The sequence below is a fragment of the Azospirillum brasilense genome (assembly GCF_005222205.1).
Taxonomy (GTDB): domain Bacteria; phylum Pseudomonadota; class Alphaproteobacteria; order Azospirillales; family Azospirillaceae; genus Azospirillum; species Azospirillum brasilense_G.
Genome location: NZ_CP032347.1, coordinates 451,493 through 469,493, shown reverse-complemented (window position 1 = coordinate 469,493; position 18,001 = coordinate 451,493). Strand labels below are relative to the sequence as shown.

Annotated in this window: 5 protein-coding genes; all 5 read right to left on the bottom strand. The window is 72.0% G+C overall.

Annotation, left to right across the window (positions count from 1 at the left end):
• Positions 1-55 precede the first annotated feature (55 nt).
• The 5 genes from D3869_RS24270 to D3869_RS24250 are packed head-to-tail and all read right to left on the bottom strand — an operon-like array spanning position 56 to position 17,769.
• Positions 56-862: a thioesterase II family protein gene (locus D3869_RS24270; RefSeq protein WP_247895946.1), complete on the bottom strand. Its 807-nt coding sequence runs from the start codon at positions 860-862 to the stop codon at positions 56-58.
• Positions 862-2,514, bottom strand: a complete 1,653-nt coding sequence (locus tag D3869_RS24265; protein ID WP_137142349.1) for a cyclic peptide export ABC transporter — start codon at positions 2,512-2,514, stop codon at positions 862-864. Before D3869_RS24265 ends, D3869_RS24270 begins: the two co-directional genes overlap by 1 nt.
• Entirely contained in the window at positions 2,511-4,160 is a 1,650-nt protein-coding gene (locus tag D3869_RS24260) for an ATP-binding cassette domain-containing protein (protein WP_137142348.1), read from the bottom strand. The genes D3869_RS24265 and D3869_RS24260 overlap by 4 nt, the downstream gene beginning before the upstream one ends.
• Positions 4,157-5,188 carry a TauD/TfdA family dioxygenase gene (locus tag D3869_RS24255; RefSeq protein ID WP_137142347.1) on the bottom strand — a complete coding sequence of 344 codons (1,032 nt, stop codon included), beginning with the start codon at positions 5,186-5,188 and terminating at the stop codon, positions 4,157-4,159. The genes D3869_RS24260 and D3869_RS24255 overlap by 4 nt, the downstream gene beginning before the upstream one ends.
• Positions 5,185-17,769, bottom strand: a complete 12,585-nt coding sequence (locus D3869_RS24250; protein ID WP_137142346.1) for a non-ribosomal peptide synthetase — start codon at positions 17,767-17,769, stop codon at positions 5,185-5,187. The genes D3869_RS24255 and D3869_RS24250 overlap by 4 nt, the downstream gene beginning before the upstream one ends.
• Positions 17,770-18,001: the final 232 nt, after the last annotated feature.

Here is an 18,001-nt window from a genome sequence, read left to right as displayed (position 1 = left end):
AAGGGACGGCCCGCTCCGAAAACGCCGCCGTTTGCCGGCGGCACCGTCATATGGGCTAACGAAATTGGTTGTTTTCGTCAAAGTTTCTGCCATTTGAAGTGGGTCGTTGAAGGTAGTTCCACAAGAAATGCGATCGTTGAACTTGCGAGACAATCAGAGAGCGTTTTTCGTGCAGGAAGAAATGCCCGCCGGGAAGTGTGCACAGGGCGAACGCCGCACCGGCCACCTGTTCCCAGGCGGAAACCTCCTCGACCGTGGCCTCGTTGTCCTCCACCCCGGCGAAAGCCAGGATCGGCACGGGAAGCGGCGAGGGGCCGTCTTCGTGGAAGCCGTCGGACATGACGAAGTCGGCGCGCAGCATTGGCAGCATCAGCTCCATCAGCTCGTCGCAGGCGAGAACCTCGGGCGGGGTGCCGCCCAGCGCGATGAGACGGGTGCGGAAGGCCTCATCATCCAAGGCGTGGGATGGGGAGCGCCGCGACGGCAGGTGCGGCGCCCGGCGTCCTGAGACGACCAGCAGAGCGGGTGGGCGCCCCCGCGCCACCAGAGCGCGGGCCGTGGCGTAGGCCAACGCCGCGCCCAGCGAATGGCCGAACAGGATCAGCGGGCGGTCTTCCAGCGATTGCAGCGCGGCCAGGATGGCCGACACGGCGTCTTCGGCCCGGCGCAGCGGTGGTTCGCCGATGCGGCTCTCCCGTCCCGGCAGGCGCACGGCCAACAGTTCCGTGTCCGGTCCGACGTCCGACGCCCAGTCACGGAAGACGGCGGCGCCGGCTCCGGCGTAGGGGAAGCAGACCAGGGTGCGGCACGGCGCCGAAACCGGTCGGAAACCTTGCAGCCAGGGGGAGGGAAACGGTGCCATCACGCCGGCTCCAGCGCGAACAGGTGATGGTGGCCGTGACCTTCCTCGATGCGGCCCTCGTTCATGTGATAGACGCGGTCGGCGAGGCCGAACCAGCGCTCGTCGTGGGTCACGCAGATGACGATCTTCCCCATGGCTTTCAGCTCCGGCAGCAGCTCCTCGTAAAAGACGCGGCGGAAATGCGGGTCCTGGTCGGCGGCCCATTCGTCCAGCACGATGACCGGCTTGTCCTCCAGCTGCGCGACCACGAGGGCGAGGCGCTTGCGCTGGCCGGTGGACAGGGCGACGGTGCTGAAGCCGCCGTCCGTGACCGTCACCTTGTCCTGCATCTCCAGCCGCTCCAGCAGGGCGCGGACGCGCGCCGGGTCGGGGTCGGCAACGCCGTAGAGGCGGCGCGACAGGTGATAGTCGGAGAAGATGGCCGAGATCATGTCGCGGTAGCTCTGCATCCGCTCCGCCGGCACCGGCTCCCCGTCGGCGAGCAGCCGGCCGCCGCCCAACGGCATCAGCCCGGTCAGCAGGCGCAGCATCGTGGACTTTCCGGAGCCGTTGCCGCCGGTGACGAAGGTGATCTCGCCCGCCCGGAACTCCGCGGACAGGGGGCCCACGGCGAAGACGGGGGCACCGTCGGCATCGTGATAGGCGAAGGTCGCGTCCTTCAGCGCGACGCTGGCGGGCGGACCGGGCAGGCGGTCGGCCCCCTCGTCGGGAGCGCTGCCGGCGGCGGCGCGCAGCCGCTCCTCCATCGCCTCGATGTTGGACAGGGCCATCTCGGTCTGGGCGACCAGCGGGGTGACGAAGGAGACGGTGCTGACCGGCCCGACGATGAACAGCGCCGCCGTGGTCGCCGCCACCACCACCGCGTGATAGCCTGTGGTGAACAGCGGCACGACGAAGACCATCATGCCGATCAGCGTGTAGAACATCGCCTCGACCAGAGCGAAATTGCGGCCCCACTGCTCTTTCATATCGACATTCACCGCCCGCGCCCGGGACGAGGCGTCGGCAAGGTCGCGGATCAGCCCGTCGCCGCGGCGGCGGTTCATCCGCACCTCCTTGAAGCCGCGCAGCAGGTCGGTCAGCCCGTCGAAGACGCGCGTTTCGGCCGCCGCCGCCTCCACCATGCTGCGGCGCAGGCGCTGCACCCGCGCGACCTTCACGGCCACGGCGATCCCGGCGAAGGCGAAGGCCATCACGCAGGCCAGTGGCGACAGCCCAGCCAGATAGACCGCCAGGAAAACCAGCATCACCGCCTGCTGCCCGCCGATCGCCAGAAGCGGCAGGGTCTGCGCCAGTGTCTGGGTGTCCTGCGTCAGCACGCCATGCAGCGAGGCCCGCCCGATGCGGTCCACGGTCACGAGGTCGGCGCGGCGCACCAGATCGAACAGGCGCAGCCGGATCTTGTGGATCAGCCGCTCGGCGTCCTGGGACGCGGTGACCAGCGCGTAATTGTGGGTCACCCCGAACAGCGTCACGGTGACCGCGTACATCACCAGAAGCCGCGGGCTGATGATGCCCCTGGCGGCGTCCTTGGCGGCGGCGTCGACCAGCCACAGCAGCGCCGCGGTGGCGATCGCCGACAGGACGTTCATCAGGGCGAGCGTGCGCAGATTCTCCGGAAGCTCGCGCAGGACGATGGCGGCCAGCCTCATGCCACGCCCTCCGTCAGGTGGGAGAGTTCGGTCAGGCGGCCCTCCTCCATGTGCAGGCGGCGGTCGGCGACGTCGAAGTAATGGTCGTCGTGGGTCACCGCCACGATGGTCAGGCCGCGCCGCTTCAGCTCCGGCACGACCTCCCGGTAGAACTTGAAGCGGAAATGCGGGTCCTGGTCGGCCGCCCATTCGTCGAGGATCAGGATCGGCGCCTTCTCCAGGATGGCGGCGACGAGGCCCAGCCGCTTGCGCTGCCCGGCGGACAGGTCGCGCCGCCCGAAGCGGTCGCCCTCCAGGGCCGTCACCCGCTCCATCTCCATCCAGCGCATCAGGTCGGCGGCCTCCACAGGGTTGAGGGCATCCTGGCCGTAGAGCCGGGCGAACAGGTGGAAGTCGGCGAAGACGGTCGCCATCAGCTCGCGGTAGGCGGCGATGCGCTGCGGCCCGACCGGCACCCCGTCCACCGTGATCCGCCCGCGCAGCGGGTGGTAGAGGCCGGTCAGCAGCTTGATGAAGGTCGATTTGCCCGACCCGTTGCCGCCGGTGATGAAGATCACCTCGCCGCGCCGGATGGTCAGGTCGAAGGGGCCGACCGCGAAGGGCGGCTCGCCCGGCGGGGCGGGGAAGGCGAACTCCACCCCCTCCATCCTCACCTCGGCGACGTTGACGGGCACGGGCAAGGCGGGGCCGTCGCTTCCGGCCTCCGCCAACTCGGCGAGCTGGCCTTCCAGGGCCATCATGCGCCCGGCGGCAGCCTCCGCGGCGCTCATCACCGCCAGCGACTGCATCAGTCCGAAGACCGGGGCCGACATGAAGAAGATGGCGGCGGTGATCTTCACCAGCTCCGCCGAGATGGCGCTGGAGTAGGACGGCACCACGAAGACGACCACGCCCAGCATCAGGTTGAAGGCGCATTCGCCGAACACGAACTGCTGCCAGGTGTGCAGATGCACGTCGCCGCGGGCCGTGGTGGTGCGGCCGGACACGGTGGCGAAGGCGGCGTTGAGGTCGTGGCTGCGGGCGCTGTTCAGCCGCTGTTCCTTGAAGCCGTCGAACAGGTCCGACACGCCTTCGAACAGGGCCGCCTCCTCCGCCATCATGGCGCGCTGCCGCTCCTCCAGCGCGCGGCCCAGCCGGATGTAGAACCACGTCCCGGCGCCGAGCAGCCCGCCGATCAGCAGGAAGGCGACCGGCGAGATGGTGGCGATGTAGAGCAGGATCGTCCCGGTCAGCAGGACCGAGCGCACCGTCAGCGCCAGGAACTGCGAGTTCTGCGAGATGAGCTGGCTGCTCTGCGTCACGCTTTCGAACAGCGGGGTCTGGCCGAAGCGCTCCAGCTTCCACAGGTCGGCGCGGCGGATCTGATCGAGCAGCCGCATGCGCAGGCTGTCCACCACCTCCTCCGCGTCCGCCGACAGGTGGGCGACCATGCGGCCTTCCAGGAGCATGTAGAGGAGGACGCTGGCGACGAAGGCGGCGGCCAGAGGCACGTTGACGAAGTCGGCCTTCTCCGCGGCGATCTCCTCCGCGCCGCGGTTGACCAATGCCAGCACCAGCGTGGAGAAGAGGGCCGACCCCAGGGCGTAGAGAACCAGCCGGCGCAGCGGCGCCGGTCCGAGCCGTCCCAGCAGGCGGAGGAGGTTCATCGTGCCTGATCCTGCGCCAGGGATTGCGGCGGGGCGCCATCCTGCGGAGCACCGTCATCGATGCGGATGCGCAGCGCGTGACGCTCCGGGTCGGCGAAGGCGCCGCGCCCGTGGAGCGCCTCATGATTGTTCATCGCCAGCAGGCTGTCGGACTCCAGGAAGGTCTCCAGCCGCCGCGCCGGATTGTCCAGCTCCGCCTGGAGAATGGCGAGCGCGCGGCGGACGTCCGGCGTGTCGTGCTCCGGGCGGGCGGCCAACCCACGGCGCAGCGTGTCGGTGCGGAAGCGGATGAGCGGGCGGTCGCCGAAGACGGTGGCGAAGGTCACCTCCACCGCGTCGCGCGACCCGGTGCGGGTGAAGGTGGCGGGGATGCGGAAGGGCAGCGCCGTCCGCGACAGCAGGTCCAGCGCCCAGCGCCCCTCCTCGCTGCCGGCCAGAGCCGCGCGGACGCAGCGCGCGTCGCGCAGGCTGGACCGCCCGCCGCCGCAGGCCGCCGCCTTGGCAAAATAGAGCAGCATGTAGCGTTCGGGGGTCGGGAAATACTGGGTGTCGGTGTGGAAGTCGGCCTCGTCGGCGTGCTCGGAGAAGGTGGAGGCGCCGCCGCTGCGGACCAGCTCGGGCCGGAGCTTGATGTCCCACACCACCTTGCGGTCGATCCGGTCGGTCGCGGTCGGTGCGCCCATGCCGACGGCCAGCGCGTAGAGCAGGCGCCGCCGGGTGTCGAGGTCATGGCGGTCGAGATGGGCATGGCGGATCAGCACGCCGCTGTGGCTGGTCTCCAGCCGGTCGCGGATCGCCGAGGCCAGGGCGGACAGGCCGGGTGCAGCCTCTGCCAGTTCGCCGCGCAGCTCGGCCTCCCGCCCGTCCGGGACGAGGGCGGCGGCGTCGCTCTCCGCCCCATGGCGGGCGGCCAGGACGGCCAGCACGCGCGCGGTCTCGGCGTAGGGCAGCGGCTCGGCGGTGAATTCCCCGGTGCGGAAGCCGAGATCCTGGACATGGGTGAGCATGATGGCTCCGAAGGCGTTCATCGGGAGAAAAGGTCCGCGGCGGCGCGCAGCATGTCGGCCTGCCCGGCGCGGGGAACCGGCGGCCAGCCGAACCCCATGCGGCCGAGCAGCCCCTGCGTGCGTTCGGAGGTGAGCTCCTGCCGCCGGCCGCGCGCCTGGGGGGAGCGCCCGCTGTAGAGGCCGAAGCCCTCCAGCGTCTGGGCCAGGGCGCCGTCCATCTCGGGTTCGCCGATGGCGCGCTCCAGCCGGTCGAGCAGGGCGTCGAAGCCGACCGCTTGCACCGCGCCGGCCATGCCCGCCGCCGAGGTGACGAAGTCGGCCAGCGTGTCGCGGCGGTGGTTCTCCACATGGTGCGTCTCGTTGGCGAGGCCGGCGGCACCGGCGAGCAACACCACCGCGCGGGCCACGCGATCGACGTGGCACAGCCAGACGTGCGAATCGTCGGGCACCACCCCCAGCCGCACGAAGGCGGCCAGTTGCCGGAAGAAGGCGTTGTCCCGCAGGTTCAACTGCAGCGGCCCGCCCTCCGCCGCGAAGACGACGTTGCCGACGCGGTGGATGCTGGCGTTGCGCAGGTCGCCGCGCGCCGTTGTGACCAGCCGCTCCGCCTCCTGCTTGCTGCGGACGTAGTAGTTCTCGTCGAGGGCGTCCGGCACCGCGTCGTATTCGGTGACCAGTTTGAAGCCGTCCTCCGGCGCCTTGCCGGTGACCGACAGGGTGGAAATCAGGTGGAAGTCCGCCGGGTCGCCGCGCCGCGCGGCGGCGAGGTCGAGGAGCCGGCGCGTCGCCTCGACATTGTCGGCGTGGAACTCCGCGTAATGGCCGAAATGGTTGACGTTGGCCGCGCAGTGGAAGACCGCGCGCACCCCCTCAGCCAGCGCGCCGTGCACCGTGGGGGCGAGGCCCAGCCCGTCGCGGCGCAGGTCGCCGGCCCGCACGGTCAGGCGCGGATCGGCGATCAGCGCGGCACCGTTCGCCGCTCCGAAATAGCCGGCCAGCACACGGCCGAGCCGGACGCGGGCGGCCCCGTCGTCGCCTCCGCGGACCAGGGCGGTCACCCGCCGCTCAGGATCGGACAGAAGCTCCCGCAGCAGATAGGCGCCGAGATAGCCGGTGGCGCCGGTCAGCAGCACCTCGTTATAGCCGCGCCGCTCCGTCCCATCGAAGGCGGCGTAGGCCGCGTTGCGCACCTCGTACGCCCGCTGCTGCTCGGCCAGCGCGCGGTCGCGGGCGGCGTCGAAGGCGGGCAGGGTCGTCTGATAGTCCCGCCAATGGGATCGGACGGCGGCGATGACGCGGTGCAGATGGTCCGGCTGGGGCCGCAGGCGCAACGCGAAATCCGCCAGCACCGGCGCTTCGTAGAGATCGTTGATCTTGCAAGCGAATTCGCGGCGCAGGCGGTTGACCACGGCGATCGCCCGCAGGCTGTCGCCGCCCAGCTCGAAGAAGCCGGCCTCCCGCCCCGGAACGGGCCGCCGGAGCTGCTCCGCCCACAGCTCCGCCACCCGCTGCTCCACCGCGTTGCGCGGCGGGGTGTAGGCGCTGGAAGCCGTGCCTTCGGAGGGCGCATGGTCGGCCAACGTCTGCAGCAGGGCCTTGCGGTCGACCTTGCCGGCCACCGTCACCGGGATCGCCGGCACCCGGATCACCGCCGCCGGCACCATATAGGCGGGCAGCGCCGCCGCCGCATGGGCGGCCCAGGCGGCCTGTGTCGGCTCCGCGGCGTCGGGCGCGAGGCTGACGAAGGCCCACAGCGTCTGGGCGCCGCCCGGCGGCGTGTCCACCAGGGCCACCGCCTGCTGGACGCCGGGGTAGGATTCCAGCCGGTGCTCGATCTCGCCCAGCTCCACGCGCTGGCCGCGCAGCTTCACCTGGCTGTCCGACCGGCCGAGGACCAGAAGCTCCCCGTTGGGCAGCCAGCGGCCGAGGTCGCCGGTGCGGTAGCGGCGGCCCTTCGCCGTCTCCACGAAGGCGGCGGCGGTCAGGTCGGGCCGGTTCAGGTAGCCGATGGCCAACCCCAGGCCGCTCAGCCAGACATGGCCGATGGCACCGGGGGGCACCGGCTCCCCGTCCTCGTCCAGGATGTGGATGGCGGTGTTGGGCAGCGGGCGCCCGGCGCTCATCCAGGGCGAGTCCGGGCGCAGGATGCCGATGCTGGCCGCGGCGGTGTTCTCGGTCGGGCCGTAGCCGTTGATGTAGCGCAGCCGGGCCGCGTAGTGCAGGGCGTCGGCGGCGTTGGGCGGCTCGCCCACCGTCATCAGGATGCGCAGGGTCGGCAGGTCCGCCTGCTCGAACAGCCGCAGGTAGGAGGGCGGCAGGGTGGCGGAGGTGACCCCCAGCCGCTCCATCTTGGCGCGGAGCCCGGCGGTGTCGTCCATTTCGGCGCGGCGGATCGGCACGAGGGCGCCGCCGGTCGCCCAGGTCATCACGGAATCGGAGATCCAGGCGTCGAAGGAGGGGGAGGAGCTGAGGAGCGTGCGTTCGTCCGGCTGGACCCCCATCATCCGCGCCATCGACAGGCCGAGGTTCAGCATACCGCCATGATGCAGCACGACCCCCTTCGGCACCCCGGTCGATCCCGAGGTGTGGATGATGTAGGCGGGATCGCCGGGACCGCTGCGTTCCCCGGCCTCCGGCTCATGGGCGTGGGCGGCGCGGAAATCCCCGGTCAGGGATTCCGGGCGGAGGACGGCGTATCCGGCCGGCGCCAGCGCGTCGGGAAGGGTGTGGCCGTCCAGCGCCACGACGATGCGGATGGCGGCGTCGCGCGCGATGAAGGCCAGCCGGTCCGCCGGCAGGTCGCGGGTCAGCGGCAGATAGGCGGCCCCGGCCTTCCAGATCGCCAGCACCGCTTCGGGCAGGGCGGGCGAGCGCTCCGTCAGGACGCCGACCGCGTCGCCGATCCGCACGCCTTGCGCCAGCAGCGCGCGGGCCAGCGCGTTGGCGCGGGCGTTCATCGCGGCGTAGCTGACCGCGCCGTCATCGGTGATGAGGGCCGGGCAATCCGGCTGCGAGCGCGCCAGCGCGGCGAACTGGTGGTGGAAGCAGGGAACCGGGTGCGGCATCGCCGGGCCGTGTTCCCACGCGGCGAGCCGCGTCTCCTCGTCCGGCAGCAGGGCGGGCAGCGGTTCGCCCGGCGCCCGCTGCGGATCAGCCAGCCGCCGTGCCCAGCCGTCCAGCGCCGCGGTCCAGGCCTGCGCGGTCTCCCGATCATAGAGGGCGGCGTTGGCGTAGAGCTGGAGGACCAGCCCGCCGTCCGCCTGCCCCTCATGCACCAGGACGAGGTCCTGGGCGGGGGCGCTCTGGCGCAGTTCGTACTGGATATCGGGGCCGTGGAAGGCGTCGATGGCCGCGAAGCGGAGCCCATCGCCCCGCGGGGCGGCCATGACCGGATTTTCCGTCACCGCCAGATCGAACAGCGGGTAGCGGGCCGGATGATGCGCCTGCGGGTGGCTGCGGCGGAACTCCTGGTGGATGCGCGCGAAAGGCTGACGGCCATGGCGCAGCGCTTCCGCCAGACGGCTCTGCGTCGCCTTGACCGCCTGCTCCAGCGGCTCGCCCCGGTCGACCTGGAAGGGCACCGGCAGCATGTTGATGCAGTAGCCGACGACGCCCGCCTCCTCCGCCGTCTCGCGGGTGGAAGCGGCGGTGCCCATCAGGAACGCCGTCCGGCCGGTGCGGCGGCGCACCTCATGCGCCATCAGCGTCATCATCAGGGCGTGCAGGCTGGCACCGTTGCGCCGGGCGAGGGCGCGCAACGCTTCCGCCACGTCCGGGGTGAGGCGGACGCGGTGGCAATGGCTTCCCTTGGCCGTCTCCGCGCTGCGCACGGCCGGACGCGGCCGGTCGAGCGGCCATTCCTCGAAGGCGGCGGGGTCGATTCCGGCGAGCAGGCGCCGCCAATGCTCCGTGTCCGCCCAGGCGGCCTCGCTGGTGAGATAGGCCTCCTCCCGCGCTGCGGAGCGGCCGAAGCCGGGGGCGCGGCCGGGCAGGGACTCCCCGCGCAGCAGCGCGGCGAGGTCGTTCGTGAGCAGGCCGAGCGACAGGCCGTCGCCGATGGAATGGTGCAGGGCCAGCCAGAACAGGGCGCCGCCGTCCGCCACCCGGACAAGCCCGGCCCGCCACAGCGGCGGAGCGGCCATGGCGAAGGGTTCGGTCTGGCGCTCCCGGATGTGTTCCAGGGCGGTGGGACGGTCGGGCGCCGTTGAAATGTCCAGACCGGCGGTCGTCGAATGGACAGTCCGGCGGAGCGTGCCGCCTTCGTTTTCCTGGAAGCCGGTGCGCAGGGCCTCGTGCCGCTCGGCCAGGGCGGTCCAGGCGGCTTGCCAGCGGTCGTCGGCCGGGGTGTCGCCCTCCACCGCCAATGTCAGGGGGATGTTGAAGCCGCGGGTGTCCAGCCCGGCCTGCTCGGCCACCCAGAACTCCCGCTGGCCTTCGGTCGCGCGGTCGGATTCGGCGTCGGTTGGGGCATCCGCGGGAGCAGCGGCGGCGAGGCGGGCGGCAAAGCCGCGCAGGGTCGGTTCGGTGAACAGGTCGCGGGCGGAGACGGGGCGCCCCAGCTCCGTTTCCAGAGCGTGGGCGACGGCGATGGCGAGCAGGCTGTGGCCGCCGAGCGCGAAGAAATTGTCGTCGCGCCAGACCGGGCCGCGGCCCAGCCGCGCCGCCCAGACGCGGGCGACGGTTTCCTCAAGCCGGCCCTGCGGCGCCATCCGCGCTCCTTGCGGGGCGTGGCCGGCGATCAGCCCTTGCAGTGCTGCGCGGTCCACCTTGCCCGACGCCGTCACGGGCACCGTTTCCACCGCGATCACCCCGGCCGGGATCATCACCGCGGGCAGCCGGTCGGCCAGCCAGCCGCGCCAGGAGTCCTCGGCTGGCACCGGCTTGCCGGGGATGGGGCGGACGAAGGCCCACAGGCTCTGCGCCGCGCCGGCCTTGCCCTGCACCAGGGCCACCGCCTGTGCGATGTCGGGGTGGCTTCCCAGCGCCTGCTCGATCTCGCCGAGTTCGATGCGGATGCCGTTCAGCTTCACCTGATCGTCGATGCGGCCCAGCACCTCCAGCTCGCCGTCGGCGCGCCAGCGCCCGAGGTCGCCGGAGCGGTAGAGCCGACCGCGTCCCGTCCCGATGAAGGCCGCCGCCTCCTGCTCCGGACGGTTCAGATAGCCGCGGGCGAGGTTGGCACCGCCCAGCCAGATTTCCCCCACCGCCCCTGGAGGCACCGGGCGGCCCGCCGCGTCGCGGATGTGCACCGATGTATTGGGCAGCGGACGGCCGACGGGCAGGAAGCCCCGGTCCTCCGCACCCAGCAGCCCCATGGCGCTGGTGATGGTGTTCTCGGTCGGGCCGTAGGCGTTGTAGTAGCGCAGCCGCCCGGCGTAGGCGCGCACGTCCGCCGCAAGGGGCGCCTCGCCGCCGGTCACCAGGATGCGCAGGGACGGCAGCTCCGCCCCGTCGAACAGGCGCAGATAGGTCGGGGTGAGGTCGGCGACGGTCACCCGCTGCTCCGCAAGGAAGGCGATCAGGCGGGCCGGGGCGCTCAGCACCTCGTAGGACACGGCGCAGAGCGCCGCCCCGGCGGCCAGCGGCATACCGACGTCCGACAGCGACACGTCGAAGGAGGGCGAGGCGAACATCAGCGTCCGGTCCTCGGCGGTCAGGCCGAAGGTCTCGACGGCGCCCAGCACCATGTTCACATAGGCGCCGTGGCTGACCGGCGTGCCCTTGGGGCGGCCGGTGGAACCGGAGGTGTAGAGGATGTAGGCGGTGTCCTCCGGCCCCGTCGCGGCTTGCGGCCGGTGGGCGTGGGCGGTGCGGAAATCGGCGGAGAGACCCTCTGGACGCAGAAGCGGCAGGGCGGACAGCGCGTCAGGCACGGCGACGCCGTCCAGTGCCAGCAGCAGGGCCGCCCCGGCGTCTCCGGCGATGAAGGCCAGCCGTTCGGCCGGCAGGTCGGCGGCGAGCGGGAGATAGACCGCTCCGGCCTTCCACACGCCCAGAAGGGCGGCGGGCAGGTTGGGGGAGCGTCCGGTCAGGACGCCGACCACGCTGCCGCGCTCCGCCCCGCGCTCCCGCAGGGCGTGGGCGATGGCGTTGGCCTCCGCCTCCACCGCGCGGTAGGTCAGAACGCGGTCGGTGGTGATGACCGCCGGGCGTCCGCCCTGGCCGGTGCCGGGCTGGTCGATCAGCCGTTCGAACAGCGCGTGGAAGGGCAGCGCCGGGCGCTCCGCCGCCGGGCCGTGCTCCCACGCCGCGAGCGTCATCTCCTCTTCCGGCAGCAGTTCGGGCGGGGTCGCCTCGGCGCGGGCGACGTCGCCCCCCAGCCAGCGCGCCCAGCCGCTCAACGCCTCGAACCAGCGTTCCGCCGTGTCCTTGGCGTAGAGCGCGGCGTTGACGTGCCATTGCAGCAGCAGTCCGCCGTCGGCCAGCCCTTCATGGATCAGCACCATGTCCTGGCCCGGCGAATGGCCGGTGCGTTCGTAGGCCAACCCCTCGTGATCAGGACGGACGAAGCGCAGCGGGCCGGGGGCGGGGGCGCCCTGCGGATTCTCCGTCACCGCGATGTCGAACAGCGGGTAACGCGCCGGGTCGCGGTGCTGCGGACGATCCGCCCAGAAGCCGTGGCAGATCCGCGTGAAGGGCAGGCGGGCGTGCTGCAGCGCCCCGGCCAGGGCCGCCTGGGTGGCGCGAAGCTCCGCTGCGAAGGGTGCTCCGGCGGCGGACTGGAGGGCCAGCGGCAGCATGGTCACGCCGTAGCCGACGACGCGCGCGTCCTCGGCGGTTTCCCGGATATCGCCGGTGGTGCCGATGGTGACGGCGCCGCGTCCGGTGCGCCGCCGCACCTCGCGCGCCAGCAGGGTCAGCAGGACGGCGTGCAGGCTGGCCTCGTGCCGGCGGGCGACCGCCTTGAGCCCGGCGGCGGTGGCCGGTTCCAACCGCAGTTCGAAGCGGTGGCTGCCGGGCGCGGCACCGGCGGCGCGCGGCGTGTCGAGCGGCCAGTCGTCGAAAACGTCGGCGGGCAGGGTGGACAGCAGGTTCCGCCAATGGGCCTCGTCCACGGCGCGGTCCGGGCCGTCCAGATAACGCCGCTCACGGGCGGCCAGGGCGGCGTAGCGGGCGGGAGGGGGCGGCAGGCGCTCACCCGCCAGCAGCGCGGTCAGTTCCTCCAGCAGGACGCCGACCGAGCGCCCATCCCCGATGGAATGATGCAGCGCCATCCAAAACAGCGGCGTACCGCCGTCCACCGACGTCACCAGCCCGGCCCGCCACAGCGGTGCCTCGGTCATGGCGAAGGGCTGCCCCTGGCGGGCGCGGATGTGGGCAAGCGCCGCGGCGCGGTCAGCCTGCGTGGAGAGTTCCAGCGCACCGTCGATGGAGGCGGCGATGCGGCGGCGCAAACGCCCATCCGCACCTTCCGCGAAGCTTGTGCGCAGCGCCTCATGCCGCTCGGCGAGCGCCGTCCAGGCGTCCGACCAGCGGGCCGCGTCCGGCAACTCCCCCTCCACGGCGCGGATCACCGGGATGATGAAGGGCCGCGTGTCCAGCCCCGCCGCTTCGGCCACCCAGAATTCGCGCTCCCCTTCGGTGGCGAGGTCGGAGTCGTCCGCGTCGGCTTGCGGCGTTTCCGCATCGCGCAACGCCGCCACCTTGCGGGCGAAGCCGGCCAGGGTCGGGGCGGCGAACAGGGCGCGCGCCGGAACGGCCACGCCCAGATCCTGGGACAGCCGGTGCGCAATGGTCACCGCCAGCAGGCTGTTGCCGCCGAGCGCGAAGAAATTGTCGGTGCGTGCGACCTCCTCGCCCAGCAGACCGCTCCACAGGGCGGCGATGCGGTGTTCTAGCCCGTCCCGCGGCGCCTGCCGCTCCGCCGTGGTGGCATCGCCATGGGCGTGTGCGAGGCGGAGCAGGGCGTCGCGGTCGATCTTGCCCGCCGGCGTCAGGGGGACGCTGTCCACACCCGTCACGCTGGCCGGCACCATGAAGGCGGGCAGGCGGTCGGCGAGGAAGGCGCGCCACGCCTCCTCGTCGGGCAGGGTGGCGCCGTCCTTGGCGCGGACGAAAGCGCGCAAGGCCTTGGTGCCCTCCGCCGCGGCGTCCACCAGGACGACGGCCTGGGCGGCGGCGGGGTGGGCCAGCAGGTCCTGCTCGATCTCGGCGAGTTCGACGCGCTGGCCGTGCAGCTTCACCTGATGGTCGATGCGGCCACACAGGACCAGTCGCCCGTCCGCCGTCCAGCGGCCCAGATCGCCGGTGCGGTAGAAGCGGCCCTCCGCCGTCTCGACGAAGGCGCGGGCGGTCAGGTCGGGGTTGTTGAGGTAGCCGCGGGCGAGGCCCACCCCGCCCAGCCACACTTCTCCCGGCAGGCCCGGCGGAACCGGCGTGCCGTCCGGACGGCGCAGAGTGACCCGGCTGTTGGGCAACGGGCGTCCGGCGGGGACCGGGCCGCCGCGCCCGCTGTCGGGCAGGATGCGGCCCATGGATGCGAGGATGCTCGCCTCGGTGGGGCCGTAGGCGTTCCAGAAGGCCAGGTCGGCGGCGTGGTGGCGGGCGTCGTCGGCGTTCGGCGCCTCTCCGCCGGTCAGCAGGACACGCAGGCCGCGGAACGGCTTCTCCTGGCTGATCCGCAGATAGGAAGGGGCGTGGAAGGCCACGGTGACGCCCAACTCCGTGTAGGCGTCCTTCAGCGCCCAGGGATCATCGCGCAGGTCCGGCGGCACGGGAACCATCGCCATCCCGTGCAGCAGCGCCAGCCCGAGTTCCCACAGCGAGGCGTCGAATCCCGGCGTCGCCGCCAGCGCCATGCGGTCGTCCGCCCGCAGGCCGACCGTCTCCCCGGTCGCCAGCGCGGCGTTGATGAAGCCGTCGTGACGGACCGCGACGCCCTTCGGATGCCCGGTCGTGCCGGAGGTGTAGATGACGTAGGCGAGGTCGTCCGGCGCCCCAGCCACGGTGGTCGGTGCGGCGGAGCCTTCGAGGATGTCCGGGCGGATCAGCGTCGGCACGGCCTCGGCCAGGGCGGGCGGGACGGGCTGGCCGTCCAGCGCGATCAGCAGCCGGACCCCGGCGTCGCGGACCATGTAGGCCATGCGCTCCGGCGGCAGGTCCTGGGCCAGAGGCAGATAGGCCGCCCCGGCTTTCCAGACGCCTAGCACCGCCGCCGGCAGGCCTGGAGAGCAGCCGGTCAGCACCGCCACGGCGTCCTGCCGTGCCACGCCGCAGAGCAGAAGGGCGGCGGCGATGCGGTCGGCGTCCCGGTTCAACTCGCCATAGGTCCGCACGCCGCTGCGGGTGACCACGGCGGGGCGGTCCGGCTGGCGGGCGGCGATGTCCTCGAACAGTTCGTGGGCGCGGCGGGGCGGGCGGGGGCGCTCCTCGCCATGCTCCCAGCGGTCGAGAAGGGCCGCCTCCTCCGGGAGCAGCGCGGGCAGGGGCGAGTCCAGCCGTGCCGGATCGACGGCGAGCCAACGCGCCCAGGCGGCGAAGCCGGCCAGCCAGGAGTGCGCCGTGGTCTCCGTGTGGACGTCCGGATTCCATAGAAGGGCGAGTTCCAACCCTTCGCCGTCGTCATCCGTCACCGGCTCGTGGCTGAAGGCGAGGTCAAGGCCGGCGGCGGGGTGGGCGAGCGCGCCGGGCAACCGGCGTGGGGACAGCGACAGGCCGCTGGCCGGATCGGCGCTGGTGCGCGGCGGGTTGGCGGTCAGCGCCACCGCGAAGAGGTTGGGGCGGGCGGGCGGCAGCGCGTCGGGCCGGCGCTGGCGGAATTCACGCTGGATCAGGTTGGCGGGCAGGCCGGCGTGTCCGACCGCCTCGGTCAGCGCATCCTGGGCGGCGCGGACCTGCCCGGCCAGTGCCGTCGGGGCGCCGGGCAGGACGACCGGCACGAGATTGACGAAATGCCCGACCGCGTCCTCGCCCCCCGCCGGGCGCAGCGAAACGCCGGTTCCGAGGATCAGGTCGGTCCGCCCACCGCGCCGCCGCGTCTCCGCCGCCAGGATCGCCAGCAGCAGCCCGTGCAGGCCGACGCCTTGAGCCTTCGCGATGGCGGTGAGGGCTGTGGTGGTCGCGGCGTCCAGCCGCTCCGCCAGGGGTGGGGCGGAGCGCCCGCTGGGCGTGATGGGGCGGGGCTGGTCGAGCGGAAGCTCCTCGAACGCCTCAAGCGGCAGGGCGTCCAGCTTGGCGTTCCAGAAGGCGCGGTCCCGCTCCGCCAGGTCGGAGCGGAGGTGGCGGGCTTCGTCCCGCGCGGCCAGCGCGATGCCGTGCGGCGCCGGAGGCAAGGCGCGGTCCAGCAGGAGGGCCAGGACATCCTCCTGCACGGTGCGGGCGGACTGGCCGTCCACGACGGCATGATGCAGCACGAACCAGAACAGCGTCTCGTTGCCGGATTCGATGATCATCAGGCCGGCGCGGGCCAACGGCGCTTCGGTCAGGGCAAAGGGCGTCTCGGCGTAGCCGGCGATCAGCTCGCGCGCCTCCTCCGGGAGGTGGCAGCGGTCGACGGAGAAGCCGGCGGAGGGCGGCAGGGCGGCGGCGGGGATCGTGCGCCAGCGCACCCGGCCTTCGGCGTCGGTGTGGAAGGCGGTGCGCAGGGCCGGGTGGCGCTCCAGCAAGGCGGCCCAGGCGGCGCGCCAGCGCTCGACCTTTGGAACCGGGCCGCGCACCGACAGGACGCGCACGACGTGCGATCCGGCGGCGGCGAGGCCGAGCTTGGCGGCGACCCAGAAATCCTCCTGTCCGGCGGTGGCGGGGCCTTCGCTCACGTCCAGCGGGGCGGTGTCCTCGTCCTTGCGCTCCACGATTCGGCGGGCCAACGCCTCCACCGTCTGCGAGGCCAGGATCACCGGCACCGTGACCGGATGGCCGAGCGCATGGAGGCGCTGCCCGACCGCGATGGCGAGCAGGCTGGTGCCGCCGATGGCGAAGAACGGGTCGTCCCGCATCACCGGGCGTGTGTCCAGAATCTCTTCCCAGACCGTGGCGATGGCCCGCTCCAGATCGCCTTGCGGCGGCGTTCCGCCCGTGCGGCGCGCGGCGGACAATGCCTCTTCGGCGAGCGCCAGCAGGGCGCGGCGGTCGGTCTTGCCGGCGGAGTTGATCGGCATGCGGGCCACCGCCTTCACCCGCGCCGGCACCATGTAGGCGGGCAGTGTGCGGCCGAGGAAGGCGCGCCAGTCTTCCGCTTGCGCCGCCTCCGGATCGGCGCTCTCGACGATCGCGGCGAGGCGGCCCTGATGCTGAAGGGCGGCGGCGCGGCTGACCAGCGGATGGCGCAGCAGTGTCCGCTCGATCTCGCTCAGCGACACCGACTGGCCGGACACCTTCACCATGTCGTCGGCGCGGCCCAGCGTCTCCAGGTCGCCGTTTTCGTTCCAGCGCCCAAGGTCGTGCGTGCGGTAGGCGCGCCCGAAGCGCGTCTCGACGAAATTCTCCGCCGACAGCTCGGGCTGGTTCAGGTAGCCGCGCGACACGCCCCGCCCGATGACATGGATCTCGCCGACCTCGCCGTCGGGGACCTCGTTGCCGTGGCGGTCCAGCAGATGGACGGCGTTGTTGGTGAAGGGGCGCCCGCTGGGCAGCGGGCCGTCGCCGTCCGGATTCACCTTGTGCATGCAGATGGTGCCGCAGACCTCGGTGGCGCCGTGCATGTTCCAATAGTCGAGGTAACGGGCGTAATGCCGCGCGTCGTCCGGGTTGGGCCGCTCCCCGGCGGTCAGGATCATGCGCAGCCCCGCCGGTACCGCGCCGCGCAGAAGCCGCAGATAGGAGGGGGTGAACAGCGCGATGGTCACGCCCAGCCGGGCCATATGGTCGAGCAGCCGCGCCGGATCGTCGATCAGCGCGCGCGAGGCCGGGACATAGGCGGCCCCGGAGAGCAGCGGCAGGCACAGCTCGCGGAAGCCCAGGATGAAGCCGGGGGAGGTGGACAGCAGCACCCGGTCTCCCGGCCCGACGCCTTGCGCCTCCGTGTGGCCGAGCGCCAGATTCACGCAGGCGTCGTGCTGGATCAGGACGCCCTTCGGCTGGCCGGTCGAGCCGGAGGTGAAGAGGATGACCGCCAGCCCATTGGCCGGACCGGGCCGGTCCGGGCGCTCCGCGGACCTGGCAAGACTCTCGCCGTCCAGGGATTCGGGGCGCAGGACGGCTTGCGGCCGCTCCATCTTGCCGTTGGCGGACAGAGCATGGGTCAGCGCTTCCGGCGGGACCAGCCCGTCGAGCGCGACCAGCAGCCGCATCCCCGCTTGCCGCGCCATGTTCGCCAGCCGCTCCGGCGGCAGGTCGGCGACCATCGGCACATAGACCCCGCCCGCCTTGAGAATGCCGAGGAAGGCCTGCGGCAGGTGACCCGACCGTTCCGTCAGAACGCCGACCGGCTCCTCCATGCCCAACCCAAGCGCCAGCAGCGCGTGAGCCAGCGCGTTGGCCGCCGCGTCCAGTCCGGCATAGTCGAGGATACCGGCCTCCGTCACCACCGCCGGAGCGGTGGGATGCCGCTCGACAAGCTGTTCGAATCCCTCGTGCAGACGAAGATCGGGCCAGATTTTGACCGGTCCGAAACTGTTGGACAGATGAAGGCGATCGGTGGGGATGTGCGGCGTGGTGTCGGGCATCGAAGTCCCCACTATTCCTTCGGCGTTGCAATGATCCGATGGGAAAATTCGCGGCGAGTTTTTACAGAAACGTCATATGCATCCCGAAAAGGGATTAGATCGCCAAAAATACGTCCTAAAGAGGGATTGTCAACGATTGATACAACTAAGAGAGATTCTGACAGTTGCGAAAGCCGTATTACGGATATGGAACAGCCCCGAACACACCCGCGTGTGGTTATTCCAGTCCAAG